The organism is Bacteroides sp. GM023 (assembly GCF_014750685.1).
Taxonomy (GTDB): domain Bacteria; phylum Bacteroidota; class Bacteroidia; order Bacteroidales; family Bacteroidaceae; genus Bacteroides.
The window spans coordinates 145,795-166,565 of sequence record NZ_JAAXGE010000002.1 but is presented as its reverse complement, the minus strand read 5'-3'; the positions used below and the strand labels follow the sequence as shown (position 1 = coordinate 166,565).

Here is a 20,771-nt window from a genome sequence, read left to right as displayed (position 1 = left end):
TCAGAGACAAAACGGGAGAATAAATATATTGTAAGGAAAATACAATAAGTTATTTGTATATAATATTAACTATTCCACAACTCTACTTATTCAAATATGAATAAGTCTGTTTCTTCTTAGCAATAATATCTTGACAGTTTTCTAATAAACCCGAATATCGTTTTTAATAAACTATTGAGGGGTTTATTAAAAACGGTATCAGAGTTTATTAAAAACTATTTTTGATGAATTTCTGAATTGTTTGTGAATAATATAAACAAAATGGGAGAAAATCAGTGCTGATTTTCTCCCATTCCAATTCCTTTATATATGGAAATATATAGTTGATAATGCTCTATTATGTCTTGATATTTGTATGTTTCATCTTAGTTTTCTTCTTTTTTATTTCTTCAAAGATACGAAATAAAAAGGGGAAAGTCAAGAGTTGGCTGTTATTAAACAATTCTTTCTTTTCTTATTTCGTATAAGAAATAAAATGGTGTTATTCTTTTGCTTTATTACTTATGCGAATCAGTAGTTGAACTTTGATTCATTGTTTTAGAAAATTAGATAAATGAATACGATGGGATAATGGGTTCTTATGGAAATTAATTTTACATGGTTTGTAATGCGCTTTTTTGTGGAAATCGGGCGAGCATTTGGTGTATTACGTTCTCCTCCTTCTTTCGTTCCCATTCACAAAGGCAAGGCATTCAATACTACTCTTTTTGTGTTCTATATTTATCCGGAGATACCCCATATTGTTTAGTAAAGCATTTAAAAAAATGAGAGCGGCTGGAAAATCCTATATGATACATTAACTCTGTAATACTGTAGTCCGTTGTGAGTAATAATTGCTCTGCTTTTTTTAGTCGAATCATTCTGATATATTCGGGGATGGTCATTCCTGTCAATGTTTTCAACTTACGATATATGCATTGATGGGACAATTGAAGTTTCTGGCAAAGTAGCGTTGTGTCCAAATTCTCATTATCAACATTCTGATGTATTATTTCCGTCAAATTCCTAATAAACTTATCTCCATGCGATTCAAGCACAACTTCGTAAGGCATCGTTTTTATTAATTCGGTATAATATCTCCTTTGCTGTTCCTGTTTCTCAAGCAATTTCCTGACCTTTGCTTTTAGCATTCTGATACTAAATGGCTTTTTAATGAAATCATCAACTCCTGCAGAAACTGAGTCATAATAACTCTCTTCATCGCTCTTCACAGTAAGAATAATAATTGGTATATGAGAAGTGAGTTCATCCCCTTTCAAAGTTTTACACAATTCCAAACCATTCATCTCAGGCATCATCCAGTCAGTAATTATTAAATCCGGTAGCTTCTCTTTAATTTTATGCAAAGCTTCACGCCCATTATCTGCCAGAATGACTTTAAAATTCGGCCCTAGATGCAGGTTCAAGAATTGTCTGATATCTTTCTCGTCATCCACTACCAGAATTTTATATGTCTTCTTATCGTCCCCTAAATCAATTGTATTTTCATTACTAATATCTTCGGCCTTTTTTTCAGGCAGAACAACAATCGGTAATGTCACAGTAAACTCCGTTCCTGCTCCCATCTTACTAATAACGCTGATTTCCCCATCATGTAATTCTACGTATTTCTTCACTAGCATTAATCCAATCCCACGTCCTTTCGAAGAGATTTTCTTATTATTCTCCCCTTGATAAAATCGATTGAAAATATGCGGTAAATCTTTCTCTGAGATTCCTATACCAGTATCTTTTACCGATATGACATAATTTTTATCGACTTCACTAACCGATACTTCAACAGTACCCCCGTCAGACGTGAACTTCAATGCATTATAAAGTAAATTTGAGAAAATCTTCTCCACCTTATCACTATCGAACAAAGAAAGCTTACTGTCACAATCTGAATGGTATTCTACCAGGATTCCTTTTTCTCTCCCAGCTATCTGAAAACCATTCATCAGTTCGCGGATAATCGAAGGTAAATCTCCATTTTTCAGTTGCATTCTGTCTTTATTAATTTCAATATCCTTCAAATCGATAATCTGAGTGACCATTCTCTCCAATCTTTCACTATTTTTCTTTATAAGCATCAATTCTTCTTTGTCCGATTCGTCTTTGATCTTTTCTATGAGACTATTGACAGGACTCATTATTAAAGTTAAAGGGGTTCTAAATTCATGCGAGATATCTGTCAGCAAATCTAATCTTATCTGTATGGTCTGTTCCTGCAATTCTCTGGTAGACCTTTCCAGTTGAAATTCTTGTTTCCATTTCAACCGGGTCCATAGCAATCTCAAAAACCAATATACAGCACCTATACATATAAGTATATATACTAGCTTTGCCAATGTTGTCTTCCACCAAGGAGGTAGTATATTAATGATTATGGAAGCTTCATGTATATTCCCAGATATTGTTGACACTTGTACTCTTAGTGTATATTGTCCTATCGGAAGATTATTGAGTGCAATTCTATTATCATCATTTAATTCTATCCAAGTATTGAAATAGCCATCAAGCGTATATCTGCATGTATGCAGCCCCATATTGGCATAATCCAGCAAAGCAAACTCTATATTTATATTGTTGAATCCTTCCACTAGCGAAAACTCTTTTGCGGTAGAGATACTTTGCGTTAAAATGACATGTTCATTATAAACCCGATTGGGTCTGATTATCTCATTATTTATGTGTAGCCTTGAGAAAACAATATGAACATTATCATTCTCGACATTCACCTGAGCAGGATTAAAACATATATATCCATTATTACCTCCATAATAGATAACACCTTCCATATCTACAAAACCAGTATTAATACCCGATAAGGTAATATTGCAGAAATAGTCGAATAGTGCTATTCTCCTATATTCACCATTACGTTGGCTGAAACGTATCACCGCATTTGAAGAAAGTAACCACAGCACATCCTTATCTTCTTGATCTGGTGCGATCATTCCTAATAAGAATTCATCATCGCGAACCGGATAAGAAACCATTTTATTGTCTATCAGATTGACTGAGAACAATCCATCATCTCTTCCTACCCATAAGATACTATCAGTGATACAAACAGACCGAACTGGTCTATTCCCTTTTTTGATATCACCTTGATAGTCGACAGCAATCAACTCTTTACGATCACTTCCTAATTTCAATAATTCTCCACTATAAGTCCCAACCCAAATCACATTTAAATGATCTATATAAATAATAGAAGGAACTACGTTCTTCAGTATAGGATTGGAGAAATGCTGTATCCTATAATGAATGTCTTTTTTATTCTTTGTTCCAGATATCCGATATAAACCATTCATTGCAATCGCCCAAAGGTCTTCTCCATCTGCCGATACTAACCCGTTTATATACTGAAAATCCGAATGAAAATTCTCGAAAATGACTCTTTTAATCGTTTTCTCATGATAATCATAATAATTCAATCCATGTGCAGTTCCAATCCATAACTTATCCTCTTTGAACAATAAGGAGGACACTTGATCAAACGATAACCCTGCATTTTTTCTGCTATATTCTCCTGTGAGAATTCCTTTCTGAGTCTTATACAGCCCATTGTTAGTCCCAATCCAGATATTCTCCAGGCTATCCTTCACTACAGCTCTTATCGTTGAAGAGAATTCACCTTTATTTCCATCAGCCCACCGGAATGAGTCAACCCATTTTACCCCCAAACTTTCAAGAGAGAATATAGACACTTTATTATCTGTACATACCCATAACGAATTGTTTACCACCTTAACAAGACTAATAATATTGCCTCCTATAGCATTCTTATTTCCAATATCTTTAAACCATTCTTGAACTATACGTTGGCTTTCAGTATCGAAAAGATAAAGTCCATTGTCAGTTCCCAAAAAAAGATATTTATTACCATAGGCGGCTACAGACTTTATGCAATCATTTTTCGTTCCAAACCTATTATCACGAAAATATTTTCGCTCTTCTATCTTTTTATCTATGTTTATTCTCAAAAGTCCCGTTTCGGTTCCACTCCATATTATGTTCTTGTCAGATAAACTTTCACAAAAAGATAGAGTCAAATTGTTCTTAGGACCGAATGTGGATGATTCCTGAGATAGCATTCTGGAAATCTGCAACTTTTCATCAATAAAATAAATTCCATCAAAGGTTCCTATCCACAGTGTTTTCTTACAATCCTGATAAATCGTTCTTATTATAGTAGGTGTGTCATTTGTCATACCGGGTAGTTCCAGCTTCATGAGCTCCTTTTTCTTCGATAAAGGAGAATATAGAAATAATCCATCCGATGTCCCAATCCATAATTTTTTATCCGAATCTTCATATATTACATTCACCTTTTGTCCTGCAGGCAGAGGTAAACGCCTCAATAACTCGGCAGTGCAGTGAATAGGATTATATAAATACAGATCCCTTCCTGAACAAAAATACAAGTCTCCCCCCGACTCTAAGCATATCGAGTTAATTTCATATTCAATATCCGGTTGACGCTCCAACTCACAACCATCATATTTATATAATCCCATATGGGTAGCTATCCAAGCAAATCCCTCAGAAGTAGTTTCAATATCAACAATATTATGGAAATTCAAGTCTGCTTGCTTATACCACAGAATGGAAGAATTTTCTGCAAATGAAGATATATATGAAACAAGGAATAAAACAATTACAAAGAAAAAATATCGAATCATATTCTACTATGGTTAACAATAATCTTTCGCAAAAATAACACATTCTATAAGATATCAATTATAAAGAGCCTTCCAAACTCTATTTTCACATAAAAAAATGAAGATTGATGAAAAAGTGAACAACAATGATGATTTTGTACCTATCCCAACGAAGAAGACTTGATAATTTTACAGCCAAATTATATCATAGAGACAATAAACTTAAAAAAACAACCTTAAAAGTGTTTATTATGAAAGCAAAAAAACTTCATTTTAATCTGTCCTTTTGGCTTTTACTTTTTTTTATTACTTCTTGCAAAGAAGAACATGAGGACGTTTTACCCGGACTATATATTAGTTCGACAGAGATAGAAAGTTTTCCTGGAGATACCATTGTAATCTCAGGAACCGCTTCTAATTACGTAGGTCTCTCTACAATCAGGTTTAGTAATGGTAAAATCAATCTGAATGGTTCCTACAACTTAGATAATCATAAACCAACCGTTTTTAATTTTGACTATAGGGTGGCCATACCTCAAAAGATATCGTTCGGGAACGAAGACATCATAGTCAGTGTAATAGATAAGAATGGACTGGAAACAACAAAAACAATATTGCTAAAATATATTCCAGATACCGAAGCTCCTACTCTTAAAGGTAGTATTCAAGGACAAGTCAATTTAGACCTTAACACCACGAGCGGTTCTGCTATATGGGAACTAGATTTAAAAGTTACCGATAACCGAGGATTAAAAGAGATTCATCTTGAAATACCTAAGTCATCTACAGACATAATCAAGCAATTAACCGGACGCTCTGGTGAATTCAAGCAGAGAATAGAATTTACCGAAAAAGGAAAATATCCTGCAACTATTACAATATCTGATTTAGAAGGAAATAATACAATTATAAACACGATTATAAACGTAGCAGAACCGGAAGTAGAAGACCCTTACTCTGATTATGCCAACATGTACATTATCCAAACAGAAGAATCCCCCAATAACTATTTCATGGGATATTACCAATTTATGAAACGGACTGGAGCATTTCAGTATTCTGCAAATATCTATGCCCCTAAAGCTAATACTCTCGTAGCTTTCACTGCTAAACAGACTATTGTCGAAGATTATTGGGGAGTAAGCCCAAGCAATGACACAAAATTGATGAATAAGAATGGAGTTGTGAAGCCGGTAAAAATACTCCAAAAAGGTTATTACACTGTAAGTATAGATATAGAAAATCACACTTATTCAATAACTCCTTTCTCAACAGCTGGGATTACGTCTTACGGAACTGTTTCTATTACTGGTTCCAATTATACAACAATTGCAGACTGGGCTCTTTCCAGTCCTATGACGAAGGTAGAAAACGACAACCCATATAGACTAGCAATGGATGTAGGGGTAAAGACAGGAGTAGAAGCGAAGTTATCGTTCAAGGATCAAACAACAAATGTAATGTGGAAAGGTAATGGAACGAGCTGGTTTGTTGCAAACTCAGGTTCTAACACGGGCTTTATCTCAACCGATAATAATGTAACTATCACATTTGACACTGCAATTCTTTGGGTAACGGTAGAAAAACAATAATAATCAAACATTATGAAGAACATTAATTTAAAATTTAAAAGAATAGTTTGGGCATTCATACTCATTCTATCCCCTGCATTGACTTTCGCTCAATTAAAACTCAAAGGAAATGTTAAAGATAATAAGAGCGAAAACATAATTGGAGCGAATGTTATCATCAAAGGAACTAAAACAGGTACAATAACAAACTTTGATGGAAATTACACATTGGACGGTGTCAGAAAAGGAGATATTATAGAAGTAACTTTCATTGGCTATGACACCCAAGCCAAGAAGTATGAAGGAGAAAGTATATTGAACTTTACGCTGAAAGACAATTCTAAATTGTTGGACGAAATTGTAGTCGTAGGATATGGAGTTGCCAAGAAAAGTAGTATATCCGGTGCCGTTTCGTCCATCAAAACGGATGAACTGCCTACTGCCGCTTCCGCTTCCGTAGGTTCTATGCTAAGGGGACGCTCTTCGGGAATAAATATCAAACAAAACAATGCAGCACCAGGTTCTTCGTTTAATATTCAAATTCGTGGCGGACTATCAGGAAGACAACCCTTAATTGTTGTAGATGGAGTACCACAGGCCGGCAGTTCAAATATAAGTTCAGGTACCATTTACAATGGATCAGCCAAAGACGAGGGGTTAATTAATTTGAATCCTAATGACATTGAATCCATAGATATATTGAAAGATGCATCCGCTGCCGCTATTTACGGTTCGGATGCTTCGGGAGGTGTTATTCTGATAACTACCAAAAAAGGGAAAATAGGTAAGCCGCAAATCTCCTATTCAGGGTCTGTTGCATTGCAATATATATCTGATAAACCCAATTTCATGAATGCTAAAGACTTTATGATCGAACAAAACAAGGTATTTGATGAACTGGGGCGTGGAAACGAAAAGATACACACACCTGAAAAAATAGCGAACTTTGTTGGAGACGGAACGGATTGGTTGAAAGAGGTGACTCGCGTAGGGGTTGTAAACGAACATAACCTGTCGGTCTCGTCAGGCACCGACCGTTCACAATATCTTTTCTCTATGAGTTATTTTGATCATCAGGGTGTTGCGAAAAACGATGGTATGAGCCGTATCACAGGAAGACTGAATGTTGACCAAAAGCTCAATCAGATGCTAAAAGCCGGTATTAATGCAACCTTTTCACAAATAAAATACAATGAGGTACCATTAGGAGATGCTAAAAATGAACAATCAGCACTCATTTATTCAGCAATGACATTTAATCCTACAGTACCTGTTTATGATGAGAATGACATATTCTCTTTAAATCCGGACAAACCGACTATGCCTAATCCTGTTTCATTACTGGAAGTTAAGTCTCAAACGGTAAAAAGAGACTTATTTATAAATGGTTATATTGATTTCAAGCCGATCAGTTGTTTGTCTTTCAGAGCAACATTGGGTACTGACATAAAAGATGCGCAAGCCGATCAGTACATCCCTACCACTACACTATATGGATATAGCAAAGGGGGAGAAGCATCCAAAAAGAACACAAAAAACCAGATGGGATTATTCAATATTATAGGTAACTATTCTCAAACATTCAAAGAGGTTCATGATGTAAACTTAATGGCGGGATTTGAATATAAAAAGAATTCATGGGAAGGAATGGGAATCATAGCCTCAAAATTCCCTTATGATGGAGCTTCATTTAATAATATGTCTAGTAGTGAACAGGAAAGTCCCGGCATATCGTCTTACAAAGGAAGCAGCGAAATGGCATCATTTATAGCACGCCTGAATTATGCATTTACTTCAAAATATGTACTGACAGTCAATTTACGCGTAGACGGTTCTTCAAACTTCTCTAAAAAACACCAATGGGGTGCATTTCCCGGTGCTTCTGTTGCATGGCGCATGACAGAAGAAGAATGGTTGAAACCGATAGAATGGATCAGTAATCTGAAACTGCGACTCGGTGCCGGGCAAACAGGCAACGCAGGCTCATTAACGGGTATCAACTCATACTATAAGATAATGAATAATTCCTTTGCTCCGGACAATAGTGTAGTAAATGGTGTATATAAGGCAAAATTGGGCAACAGTGATCTGCGATGGGAAACACTGACAGACTATAATATAGGATTAGACTTTGGCTTCCTTCGCAATCGCCTATCGGGAACACTTGATCTTTATCAGCGCTTACGCAAAGACGTGATACTATCAAAAAACCTGATGTCATACAATGAGGTGAAAACCATTGACTACAACTCAGCCGTAGTATATCGTACGCGAGGTATTGACTTCAATATCCATAGCATTAATTTCGACACGAAGAAGTTTGGCTGGACTACAGATATAATCCTATCATACTATCAGAACTATACAACGAAGCGTGATCCAGACTTCATTCCTGCTATCTATCAGGCCTACACTGAAAAATGGAATAATATCTATGGATACCGCACGAACGGGTTAGTACAAATGGATGAAAGCTACAAGCATTTACCCAAATCTGGTCCTGGTGCAATTGTATACCAAGATATAAACGGTTATGTATTGAATGAAAACAATGAAAAGATGAGAGATAGTGAAGGCAGATATCTATCTTCCAACGAAGCCGACAATGTACTTGATGCAGCTGACAAAGTGCTTCTTGCCAATAATACCCCCATACCATTCAGTATTAATAATACCTTCCGTCTGAGAAGATGGGACGCCAACATCTATTTATATGGGTCGTTGAATGGTTGGAAGGTTAACAATTTAAAACTGAATTCGGTATATGGAATCCAAGGGCTTACAAAGGGATCCAATACTCTGGTAGATATCAAAGACCGTTGGTCGCCTGGCAATCCGTCGGGCACTTTGCCCGGAGTAGCAGAAGCTGATGCCTCCGTTGGTGCGGCAGATAGTGATTTCTTTCTGGAGAAAGCATGGTACTTGCGTTTGGATAACGTTTCTTTAGGTTACACATTCCCCAGCATATGTTTCAAAAACAAAATAAATTCGTTGAGAATCTATGCGGCAGCACGCAATGTCGCCGTATTCACTCCTTATGAAGGAATGGACCCAGAAACCGGTGATGGTATTGGAGCTTATCCTAATCAAGCCTCATTTGCTATCGGATTAGATATTAAATTCTGATTATCAACAACTTATTATAGTATATTATGAATACCTTAAAATATATCTTTGCATTGTGCTTCTTGTTTCTCGTTTCATGTGAATTGGAACGTGAAGATTACACAGAAATCTATCCTGAGAACTTCTTCAAGACAGAAAATGACCTGCAATTGGCTGTAAACTCTCTTTATAAGGATTTCAGTTCCGAATATTCCGGAGTATATTCCCCTAATAATAAAGGATACCAAACCTTTACTGAAATGTCAACCGATGCCCTATGGTGTACCTGGGGATGGGAATGGGACGAACTACACTATCAACAATGGTACGTTACGATGGGAGCAAATTTACCAGGTATTATCCATACAGCCTTTACACGCTACAACTATTTGTCAAAAGCTCGAAATATGATAAGAAATATAGAAAGTTCACCCATAAAAGAAGAAGTTAAAGAGAAATACATTGCTGAAGCGAAAGCTCTGACTGGATGGATGGGATTATTCTTATATGATATCTTCGGTCCTGTCCCTGTAGCTCCCGATGAAGTCTTGGACAACCCTACTACCTTTGTATATCTTCCACGTTTGAGTGAGGAAGAATATGACAAATTCATGGAAAGTAACTTAATTGATGCAATCAATAATCTGCCCAACAAAGCCACGGCGAAAGGAAGAATGACCAAAGGAGCTGCCCGGATGATTTTATTGAAGTATTATCTCATAAAAGGATATTTCGATAAAGCCGAAAGTTTATCGCGTGATTTGCTGGCAATGGAAGGAAATACTTATGATTTGCAGACAAACTATAATTACATATTCAGCAAAGAAGGTATGGGGAATAATGAAATAATACTTCAGATACCCTGTAACGTAAGTGATTACCCCAATTATCTATTGGCCCATGTAGTTCCTGCAGACTATCCGTGGCCTGCAGAAAAAGCAACAGTTTGGGGAGCTTTCGTTATTCCTTGGGAGTTCTATGATACATTTGATAAAGACGATATTCGACGCACTAATATTATCGCAGAATATACAAACAAGAAAGGTATCAAAATGGAGCGAGGTAAAAGTGGAAACCTATTAAAAGGAGCTTTACCCCTTAAATACGGAGTCGATCCGGAACAAACTGGTGTACAAGCCGGAATAGATATTATAGTTTACCGTTTTTCAGATGTTCTTCTCACTCTGGCGGAATGTATCAACAGAAATGAAGGAGCACCAACGACAGAAGCTATAAGTCTAGTGAACAGAGTACGCACCCGCGCAGGATTAAAAGACTTAACTGCTGCACAAACGGCATCCAAAGAGGCATTCAACGAAGCTATCTTATCAGAAAGAGGACACGAATTCTATTTAGAAGGACTCCGCCGACAAGATCTGATCCGTTTTGGTAAATATGTTGAAAAAGCAAATCAGAGAATCGATAAAGCCAATGCTAGTGGAAAAAACTATTTCAAGGCAACTGATATTCACAATCGTTTCTGGATTCCTCAGGGCTATATTGATGAGTCAAAAGGTGCTATTAAGCAAAATGGATATGAAAGATAATAAATAAAAAAAATAACAATGATTAAAAACAAACTGATAAAGGTCAAATTACTTTGTCTCTCTATAACAGCAATCACAAGCTTTGCGTGTAATCAGAATAATGGTTTATCGGAGTTTAATGCTCCCGATAAACCTGAGGTTACTAAAGATTCTCTTAAGATAGATGTAGCCAACATCAAATGGCAAATATCCGAGTATCTGACAGGGTCGCATTTTGTATATGCCAATGAACCAGACAATTTATACAAAGATTCCCGAATAAGCGACTGGATGGAAAGAAGCAAAGTGAAAGTAATCCGTTGGCCGGGAGGAACTGCTGTCCAAAACTACCATTGGGACAAATTAAACGGAATTGCTTTCGATTGCGATACATGGGAGCCCGATTATAATAGCGGTTACAAAGATCCTGCAAACTACATGGATTTAGATGAGTTCATCGCTTTCTGCAGGAAAGTAGGAGCAGAACCTATGGTAGGAATAAACATCAAATCCGGGAAGAAATACAATAAACCAGCACTTGCTGAGGACGAAGCCAGAAGACTAATCCTGCATTGTAAGGATAGCGATTATAATGTAAAATATTGGTATATAGGCAATGAAGCATATGCTACCGGTTTTGGAGTCAAAGAGTATGCCACCTATATTGATAAATATGCTTCTATTCTAAAAAGCGTAAACCCCAATATTACGATTATCGCTGACTGGAAATTTGGTCCTCAAGCAAAGAATCGATTCAACGAATTAATACAAGTAGCCAAAGCATCGGAACAACTGGATATCATCGAAGTACATGAAAAATGGGCAGAAGGATGGGGGTTGATATCCGGAGAGAATATGGAAGACTGGCAAAAAGAAAGTCCATTATATGACGGCTTACTTAGTTCGTATACTGAGAAGTTTTATGCAGAAATGGATAAAGCTGGGAAAAAGGTGAAATTAGCAATGAATGAATGGGGAATAGGAAATATAAAAGAGGCAACTCCTTTTGAAAACGGCCTGGTGGCTGCTGATTATTTAATTGAAATATTCAGAAATAAGATTGTGATGGCTTGTTATTGGAATCTGAATATGGGAAACATCAATTCTAGAATCTTAAAAGTAGAGAATTATGGAACTGCCAATGCATCTCTAACAGAGATTTCCGTAATAGGAAATGTATTCAGTTTGATAGCACCGGCACAAGGAAACTTTTTAATAAATTTAGAAAATCCCATTCAGGGCATTCATGGGTTTGCTACTATAAATGCTGCAAAGAAAACGGTTGAAATCTACTTGCTAAACAAAAACAGCGACGATATTAATATCCCTATTCAAATTAGTAATTATAATATCGAGCAAGGTAATGTTAAACAGAGTACGTATTCTCAACTCGGAAATATTATTGAAAAACCTTACGGGAATGTCAAGTTGAAAGAGTTGATTGTAAGTGTACCTAAAATGTGTTTTACACGTATAACTATCAATTAAGATTAATCATTCATGAAATTAAAGACATACATATTTATATGCTGGCTTTTATGTTACTTATTACCAAGTGCAGCAAAAGAGCAGAAGTTCAACTATGCATGGAAATTCGTATTGGGGGATGTACCTCAAGCATTGTCTCCCGAATACGATGACCGTGAATGGAGAACACTCGACCTTCCTCATGACTGGGCCTTCGAAAATGGGTATTCAGCGGATGGTATACAAAAAGAAAAAGGAGGTTATGCTTCGGGAGGAATAGGATGGTACAGAAAAACAATCAATCTGTCCGAAAAAGATTTGAAGGACAAATATTCTTTTATTGATTTTGATGCTGTATACATGAATAGTGAAGTCTGGATCAACGGTAAATATCTTGGTAAACGCCCATACGGGTATATCTCATTCTCATATGATATCAGCCGATTTCTAAAACCGGGTAAAAATGTGTTGGCTGTGCGGGTAGATAATTCGTTGGAACCAAGCGCACGTTGGTATCATGGCTGTGGAATATATGGCAATGTTTATCTGCGCACCCATCAAGAGGCAGCTTTCGAGAAAAACGGCATTTTCATTATTACTCCTGAAGCGAATGGAAAAGTCAGTATTAATACGGAAATCATCTCATTCAAACAGGACAGAACTTGCCAGATCAGACTGAAACTCTTTGATCTACACGGAAAATCTGTTGGGAAAGAGATTATAAAAAATCTTCATTTGAAAAAAGGAAAGAATATTTATGATTTTACCTCCAATATTCAGGATCCGAATTTGTGGAGTCCTGAATCACCGACACTCTACACTCTTCAGGCTACCTTGATAAACAAGAAAAATCAAACGATTGATTCGCAGAATATTCGTTTTGGATTCAGAAAAATAGAGTGGAAGCCCGTTTCGGGCTTCTATCTGAATAACAAACAAGTTAAACTACGTGGTGTTTGCGAACATCTTGAAGGAGGACCGACAGGTGCTATTTATACAGAGCAATTAATGCGATGGAAATTACAGTTATTAAAAGATATGGGCTGTAACGCCATTCGTACGGCACACAACCCACAATTACCCATATTCTACGATCTTTGTGACGAAATGGGTATTCTCGTTTTGAATGAGATATTCGACGGTTGGAAAAAGAAGGCTGATTATGATTACGGACTTCAAGCTTTCGACGAATGGTGGGAAAAAGATTTATGCACTTTCATTCGTCGTGATCGGAATCATCCTTCTGTCTTCCTATATAGTGTAGGAAATGAGACGAATGGCGACATCGCACGACAATTAGTAAGCATATGTCACAAAGAAGATTCAACACGGCTGGTGACTTCCGGTCACTCCGTATCTGATGAAATGGATGTTTTCGGTGTAAATGGACATAGCGAAAAGAAAAAATTTCTAGAAAACTATTTGCCGAAAGCAAAAGCTTTCATTGCGACAGAAAATCCTCATACATGGCAGGTAAGAGGGTATTATCGCACACAAACCTGGTATCGCGACAAGTATCCCAATCCGCAGCAGCAACCAATGGAGATTCCTAATCTGACTGAGAAAGAAATATTCATGTATGACTGGACCTCTCCCCAAAAAAGAAGAAACACCAAACAGATTTTTAATTCTTCGTATGACAATGCCACTGTGCGCGTCACGGCTCGCCACATCATTGAACTGATGCGCGACAAAGAATGGTTCTCCGGAAGTTTTCGCTGGACCGGATTCGATTACTTAGGTGAAGCAGCCTATGTGCATGGAGGATGGCCGTTTCGTGCCTTCCAGAGTGGCGCCCTCGATCTGGCCGGGTTCAAAAAAGATTTGTATTACTTGTATCAGAGCGAATGGACCCCAAAAGACATGGTACATATTCTGCCACATTGGACGCACCCTGTCATGAAAGAAGGAACTGAAATACCTGTGTGGGTTTATACCACTGGTGACGAAGTAGAGCTTATTGTTAATGGAGAAAGTTTTGGCCGCAAAGCAAAAGGTAAAAAATGGAACGAAATACAATGTGAATGGTTAGTTCCCTGGCAATCGGGAACTATAGAGGCTATTGCTTATCGTAATGGTAAAGAGATTGCACGAACAACACAACGTTCAGCTTCAGTACCCTCACAATTACATATATCAATTGAGAACCCCATATTAAAAGCAGATAAAGAAAATATCAGCATTATCACTATCGAACAGAAAGATGCAAACGGGGTGCTATATCCGTATGGTGAAAACCGTATTTATACCCAGATTTATGGAGGGGCACGTATGCTGTCATTCGAAAATGGAAATCCTGTAGATATAGAATGTAATTTCAATGCAACTTCAAGAAAATGTTTCTTTGGGATGAATCGCGCGTTTGTCCAATCAACAGATGAATCTGCATCGAAGCCTGTATCAATTGTATTAGCAGCTATCTGCGGAGACAAAAAACTAGTTCTTTCTGATAAGATAAGTATTGACATCAAAGAGGTAACATTGCGCGGAAAAAGAGCGAACAGGAACTGGAAAGTATATTATACTACCAATGGACAAGAACCGACAACAAAAGATCGTGTTTATACTCAGCCGTTTACGATTGCTCAAGGAACAACAGTAAAAGCTGCTTTATATGACGGCAACTGTAAGATATTGGATATGAAAGAATGCTTTACGAACGATGAAGGATTGCATTGGAATACTCCGACTGAATTATCCCAGCAAACTACCGATGAACAGATTGAGTTTGAAAAATCTGACACAGGCAACATCTACTGGTATCAGGAAAATGATGGCAGTGAGATGAATTGTATACTATCTATCCAATATTTGCAAAAGCAGAAAGAGGATACTCCTATCATGGAAATTTATAATAATTCCCAGCTACTACAAAGTATCGAATTTGTCAACTCTCCTGATAAGGATAACCATTGGTGTGTATTAAAAATTCCACTCAAAATTCATTCAGGTGCCAATCAATTCATGTTGAAAAGTACTTCAGAAGTGGCTCCCTACATAGATCAAATAATGCTTCTTACAGACGAACAAGAGTAAAGAATCACACAATTTAAATATTATACAAATATGAAAAAACAAATTACAATTAGCTCTATATTTACACTGACCGCACTCAGTCTTCAGGCTCAAAATAAAGAAACTCCTCCTAATATTATTTTTATTCTCTCGGATGATTTAGGATATGGTGATTTAAGCTGTATGGGACAGACTAAATTTTCAACACCTAACATAGACAAGTTAGCAGAACAAGGAATAGTATTCACTCAACATTATTCCGGATCGTCTGTTAGTGCCCCTTCACGTTCTTGTTTGTATACAGGGCTACATACTGGGCACACTCCGATCAGAGGCAACAAAGAAGTGCCAGATGGTGAAGGACAACATCCATTGCCAGCCGATCAGTTCAATGTATTTCAGTTATTAAAAAAACATGGTTATACTACAGGATTATTCGGGAAATGGGGATTAGGATTTCCCGGTTCCGAGGGAGATCCTAACAATCAGGGGATAGATATGTTTTTTGGCTATAACTGCCAAAGGGCAGCTCATAACTATTACCCTTACTACTTATGGAACAATCAGACAAAGTATTTTTTAGACGGTAATACAGGAATCGGAGAAAACGACTATGCACCTTATATAATTCATGATAAAGCTATCAATTTTATAAAAGAGAATAAGAATAAACCATTTAGTCTTTTTTATACAACTATTTTACCTCATGCAGAGTTAAAATTGCCGCAGCAAGAAATGGAGCCATTTATCAACCAATATCTTCCTGAAAAAGTTTTTAAAGGATGTGATGATGGTATCAACTATAAAAATGGTTGGTATGGTTCACAGAAAGACTCTCACGCAGCATTTGTCGCAATGCTCACACTACTAGATAAACAAGTAGGGGACATTATGAATACCCTGAAAGAACTGAATATCGAAAATAATACAATTATTATTTTTACATCCGACAATGGTCCACATGCAGAAGGAGGCGCAGATCCGAAATACTTTAATAGTGCCGGAGGATTACGAGGTATTAAGCGCGATTTATATGAAGGCGGAATCCGGATCCCATTCATAGCCAAATGGCCCAATGTCATAAAGCCTGGGCAAAAAACAGATCACATATCCGCATTCTGGGATTTACTGCCAACAGTTAAAGATATTCTAAATGACAAAATCTATTTCGAAACAGATGGCATTTCATTCTTACCGACTCTCAAAAATATTCCCAAGCAAAAAAAACATGAATACTTATATTGGGAATTTCACGAGATGAATGGACGCAAAGCTATTAGAAAAGGTGATTGGAAAGGTGTAGTATACAATATCAAAGGAGATGATAAATTTCAACTATATAATTTAAAAACAGACGTAAATGAGAGTAAAGATATAGCAAACCAGCATCCTGAAATTGTGCGTGAACTACAAATGCTAATGAATAGAGCTCGTACCTCTTCAACTATCTTCAACTTTGAGAAATAGTGTAAAATTATATATTCTTGTAGCTAATAAGTTTAGGATAGAGACATCTTTTCTAAATAGGGGGACTGTACATTAAATTGTGTAAATAGAAAACTGCGGGATTCTTCTCGTAGTTTTTTTATTTATATATGCGAATCAGTAGTTGAACTCTTCATTGCTCTTTGAATATTTGTTTTCTCATTCAGCCAGTTGAAAATGATTCTATGGGTTGTCTGACCTTTGAAACAGCTGTCGAGGATAGGTCTCTGCCAGCTTTCTCCCTTTGAATAATAGTGGTGTCTTCTCCCTTTGTTTGCTATTTCAGTAGCTACTTTCCCGATTTTGTTCTTCCCTGCACAGGTTATAATGGGTATAGAGTCAATCAGTGATGTCATAGAATCGCAATCCTCTGGTTTAAAAAATGTAATGAGATGCTTTACAAGTTCGTTAATCGCTCCACTCAGCCGATTCAACCGATAGTTGAATGTCTGATATGAAGGAAGATTAGGAAACCATGAAAGCAGATATTCTTTAGTGAATGTATATATCTTTGATGTTGAAGTAACGTTGATATGCTTCGCAGAACAGATATACAGTTAGTAGTTCCTCATCAGTAAAGAGGGGATTGGCATTGTTACTGAATCGCTGGCATGAAAACTGGTAAACATCGCAGATATACATATATATTTTTATAAGTTTCAACTCTTTCTCCTTGGGAATCATAATTAGAATAATGAGTGATCTTATTCTTCTAATATGCTGATTCTCAATGGGGAGGTTAAGAAATATATGAGGTGATTAACTGAATAATAACATTTTAAATAACAGAATCAGATAGTGATTTCAACTATTGATTCGCATTATTTATAAGAAATAGAAAGTAGTAATAGTTTCCAGGCATAATGAAAGATCGTTTCCAGTCGCACTGGAAACTATTGCTTAATACTGATTATTCCTCATGATAAGAATGAACCCTCGGAAAATCCTCTCCATCCCATGCTTTCTTCGAAGTCCAGGACCGTGAAGCATCCGTCCAAAAGGGAGCGTCTGCGGGAAGACCTAACGGAAGGAAAGCGAGTGAAGCCATATATAAACTTCCATTATTGGTGTAATAATCCGAAATGCCGGGTTGCGAACCGTTGAAACCTAGCGTGAGGAAATCTTTTTCGTTGAAATTGCGGTTGTTGCCAAACATACGTTTGATGACGGCTGTCATGCCGGCACGTACCTGGCCGTTTGACAGTTCTTCGGGAAGCCAGTTTCGCCAGGCAAGTAATGCCAGCGTTTGCAAGGAGCCCGTGCGATAAGTGATGGAACGTCCGACAACGGGTAGAGTTCCTTCCGGGGAAATAAGCCGTTCGAGAATCATGCCGAAGCGTTGGGCACGTGCTATTGCTTTGTGGTAATCGCAGCCGGGCATGTTCCATATCTTTTTATGTTTGCCGGCTTCGGTGAATATCTCCAGGGCTTCTATATACATGGGGTGTATCACGAAACTATTATAATAATCGAATGCGAAGTGGGGGCCATCCGAATACCAGCCGTCACCTACATACCATTCTTCTATCTTTCGTAAAGAAGAACTGATGCGGTAGGTGTCGCTGGGCGCACCTGCTTTTCGAAGGAACGATTCGACAGTTGCACTGAACAATAACCAGTTGCTATATGACGGGTCAACTCGTCTGAGTTGGGTAAATTCATTGATATAACGCTGTTTGGTCAGACTGTCTAAAGGAATCCATAGGGCATCGTAACCTCTTAGAAAGCTCTCTGCGATATAGGCTGCATCGACCAATGTCTGCCCTTCCTGACGCCATAACAGATAGTCCGGCGCAGTGGGGTCGACGGCTTGCTTATAACTGCTCAAAGCCCATTCCCGAAGCTGTTTGCGTTGCACTCCTTCGGCAGTGTCGTCATCCGGCAATGATAACCAGGGAGCTAGCCCTGCCATCAATCGTCCGAAGCATTCCATATAAGTGACATCTTTATTGCGTCCATCCCACGTCGGGCTTAGTTCCACAAGCATGTTCTGTTTTAACTTACCTTCGCTCATATTGCTTAGTACGGGAACTGCCATCCGGTACATTACTTCGCACCAAATTTCCCTGTCGCTTTTTTCCGCTTTCTTTTTAGCAATGATACTTTCTGCCGGAAGCAGGAGAATGATAAGTAAGAGTAGCCAATTCTGTTTCTTCATGTATTACTTTCTTTATTGAGACAAATATTATTGAGACACAATTCTTTGTGACAAAGGCAAAGGTAGCGCAATTCCGTTGGAGGGACAAATACAATCTTAGCATTCTCTAATACTTTTGCGTTATTTATCCGAAACTGATACTTTACTGTGCGAAATGACTTGTGAGGGGGCATTATATCCCTATTTGTTATATATTTGCCGGCAAACGAAATATTACTATGAAGAAGAATTGGATGTATGGCAGTGTGATGGCTGCTTTGTTTGCCTTGATGGCAAGCGGTTGCGGTGATTCCCGGCGGACGGTCGAGTTTCGCGGAATCTGTGTAGATGACACGCATGGTGAAAACGGACTCTATAATCCCGGGCGAGGATTCCGACTGGAGACGGCGGTAGATGTGCTGCACGAGAAAGATACTCCTACAAAAGAATTGCTGGAGCTGTCAGAAAAGTATGTGGCGGATAGCGTCTCGCTTGCCCAAAGTTATTTCTATCTTACTTATCTGATAGGAGAGAAATTGTCTGAAGAGAATTTCCAGACTATGCAGACGTATTTTGATGAATTACAGAAACAGGGAAAGAAAGCCGTGTTGCGTTTTGCCTACGAAAGAGATTTTATGGGAAGGGCTGCTGCGGGGCCGACCGGAGAACAGATACTGGAACATTTGGACCAGTTGAAACCTTTTCTGGAAAAAAACAAAGACTTGATTTTGGTAGTGCAAGCCGGAATGATCGGCGCGTGGGGCGAATGGCATAGCTCTATCCAGGGATTGGAAAACTCGGAAGAGACAAAAACTGCGGTATTGGAGAAGCTGCTATCAGTAGTCCCCGAAGGAAGAAACGTACAAGTAAGACTTCCTGAATTTAAGAACCTGCTGAAGGATAAACCGGAGTTATATAAACGACTTTCGTTTCACGATGATTTTATTGTCATACGTCCCGACAGATGGGATGCAGATATGCACGAAGGAACTGCCAAGTTCGACCAGATTGTGGCGGAATCGCCTTTTCTCGTAGTGGACGGAGAACTTCCCTGGGGATTTTGGAGTGTAGGTGCAGACCCCGACAGCCCTTCTGCCGGATGGATTATTGATGGTCTGCAAGCGGCAAGACGCCTGTTCCTTCAACATTATACTTCCTTGAGCATTATCCATAATTATAAGGAACAACATCCCAATAACAGGTTTGACGAGAATAATCCTCCCGAATATTCCATGATAGTATGGAAGAAAACGATGATAACGGAAGATTCCCTTCGTCAGCACCATATGCCTGTATCGGACAGTTATTTCCAAAAGCAGGACGGAACGAAAGTGGAGCGTAATATGTTCGATTATATACGGGACCATTTGGGTTACCGCATAGAACTTCAATCTCTCCAATTACCCGATAAACTGCAATCAGGGAAAGAAAATCAGTTGAATCTGAACCTGGTAAACAGAGGCTTCGCTACTGTATTTGGAGAACACCCTGTTTATTTTGTATTGATTGATAATCAAGGAAAAGTCACGGAATTTCTGACTGAAGCCAATCCGTTGGACTGGCAACCGTATCAACCGGGTGATACTACCTGTACATCATTGACACATTCCATCGGTTTATCCCTTGATTTGCCGGATTCAGTTGTACCCGGAGAGTATAAACTGGGTTTGTGGATACCGGATGAGTCGGACAGGCTGAAATATAATCCCCGCTATGCTATCCATTGCGCAAATGGTGATACTGCCTGGTGGGTGTCTGAAGATGGAAAATATGGCGTGAATGTCTTAACTGATGTTGAGGTGAAATAAGTGTTAGT

General features: G+C 38.0%; 9 protein-coding genes and 1 pseudogene. 7 read left to right on the top strand and 3 right to left on the bottom strand.

Translation table 11 applies throughout. The features are described from left to right. Positions 1-698: 698 nt before the first annotated feature. Positions 699-4,670, bottom strand: a complete 3,972-nt coding sequence (locus HC965_RS03490) for an ATP-binding protein (protein WP_191030145.1) — start codon at positions 4,668-4,670, stop codon at positions 699-701. A 230-nt stretch (positions 4,671-4,900) separates the two neighbouring features. Between HC965_RS03490 and HC965_RS03485 the strand changes: the two genes are divergently transcribed. Genes HC965_RS03485 through HC965_RS03460 form a run of 6 tightly spaced genes read left to right on the top strand, consistent with a single transcriptional unit; the run spans position 4,901 to position 16,800 of the window. Further along, complete coding sequence (locus HC965_RS03485) at positions 4,901-6,241, top strand: hypothetical protein (protein ID WP_223854681.1); 1,341 nt, start codon at positions 4,901-4,903, stop codon at positions 6,239-6,241. Between the two features lie 12 nt (positions 6,242-6,253). Continuing rightward, on the top strand, positions 6,254-9,346 hold the full coding sequence (locus tag HC965_RS03480) for a TonB-dependent receptor (RefSeq protein ID WP_191030143.1): 3,093 nt from the start codon (positions 6,254-6,256) through the stop codon (positions 9,344-9,346). Positions 9,347-9,372: 26 nt separating this feature from the next. Then, entirely contained in the window at positions 9,373-10,872 is a 1,500-nt protein-coding gene (locus tag HC965_RS03475; protein WP_191030142.1) for a RagB/SusD family nutrient uptake outer membrane protein, read from the top strand. An 18-nt stretch (positions 10,873-10,890) separates the two neighbouring features. Beyond that, positions 10,891-12,339, top strand: coding sequence for a hypothetical protein (locus HC965_RS03470; protein ID WP_191030141.1), 1,449 nt, complete (start codon positions 10,891-10,893; stop codon positions 12,337-12,339). Positions 12,340-12,351: 12 nt separating this feature from the next. After that, positions 12,352-15,354, top strand: a complete 3,003-nt coding sequence (locus HC965_RS03465) for a glycoside hydrolase family 2 TIM barrel-domain containing protein (protein ID WP_191030140.1) — start codon at positions 12,352-12,354, stop codon at positions 15,352-15,354. A 30-nt stretch (positions 15,355-15,384) separates the two neighbouring features. Then, positions 15,385-16,800, top strand: a complete 1,416-nt coding sequence (locus HC965_RS03460) for an arylsulfatase (protein ID WP_191030139.1) — start codon at positions 15,385-15,387, stop codon at positions 16,798-16,800. A gap of 122 nt (positions 16,801-16,922) precedes the next feature. Here HC965_RS03460 and HC965_RS26830 read toward each other — a convergent pair. Together HC965_RS26830 and HC965_RS03455 are read right to left on the bottom strand one after the other, a co-directional pair. Beyond that, a pseudogene (locus tag HC965_RS26830) lies at positions 16,923-17,460 on the bottom strand (hypothetical protein). 268 nt (positions 17,461-17,728) lie between these two features. Continuing rightward, complete coding sequence (locus HC965_RS03455; RefSeq protein WP_191030138.1) at positions 17,729-18,976, bottom strand: DUF2264 domain-containing protein; 1,248 nt, start codon at positions 18,974-18,976, stop codon at positions 17,729-17,731. A 218-nt stretch (positions 18,977-19,194) separates the two neighbouring features. Here HC965_RS03455 and HC965_RS03450 point away from each other — a divergent pair, with 218 nt between their 5' ends. Continuing rightward, entirely contained in the window at positions 19,195-20,763 is a 1,569-nt protein-coding gene (locus HC965_RS03450; RefSeq protein ID WP_191030137.1) for a DUF4832 domain-containing protein, read from the top strand. The last annotated feature ends 8 nt before the right edge of the window (positions 20,764-20,771 follow it).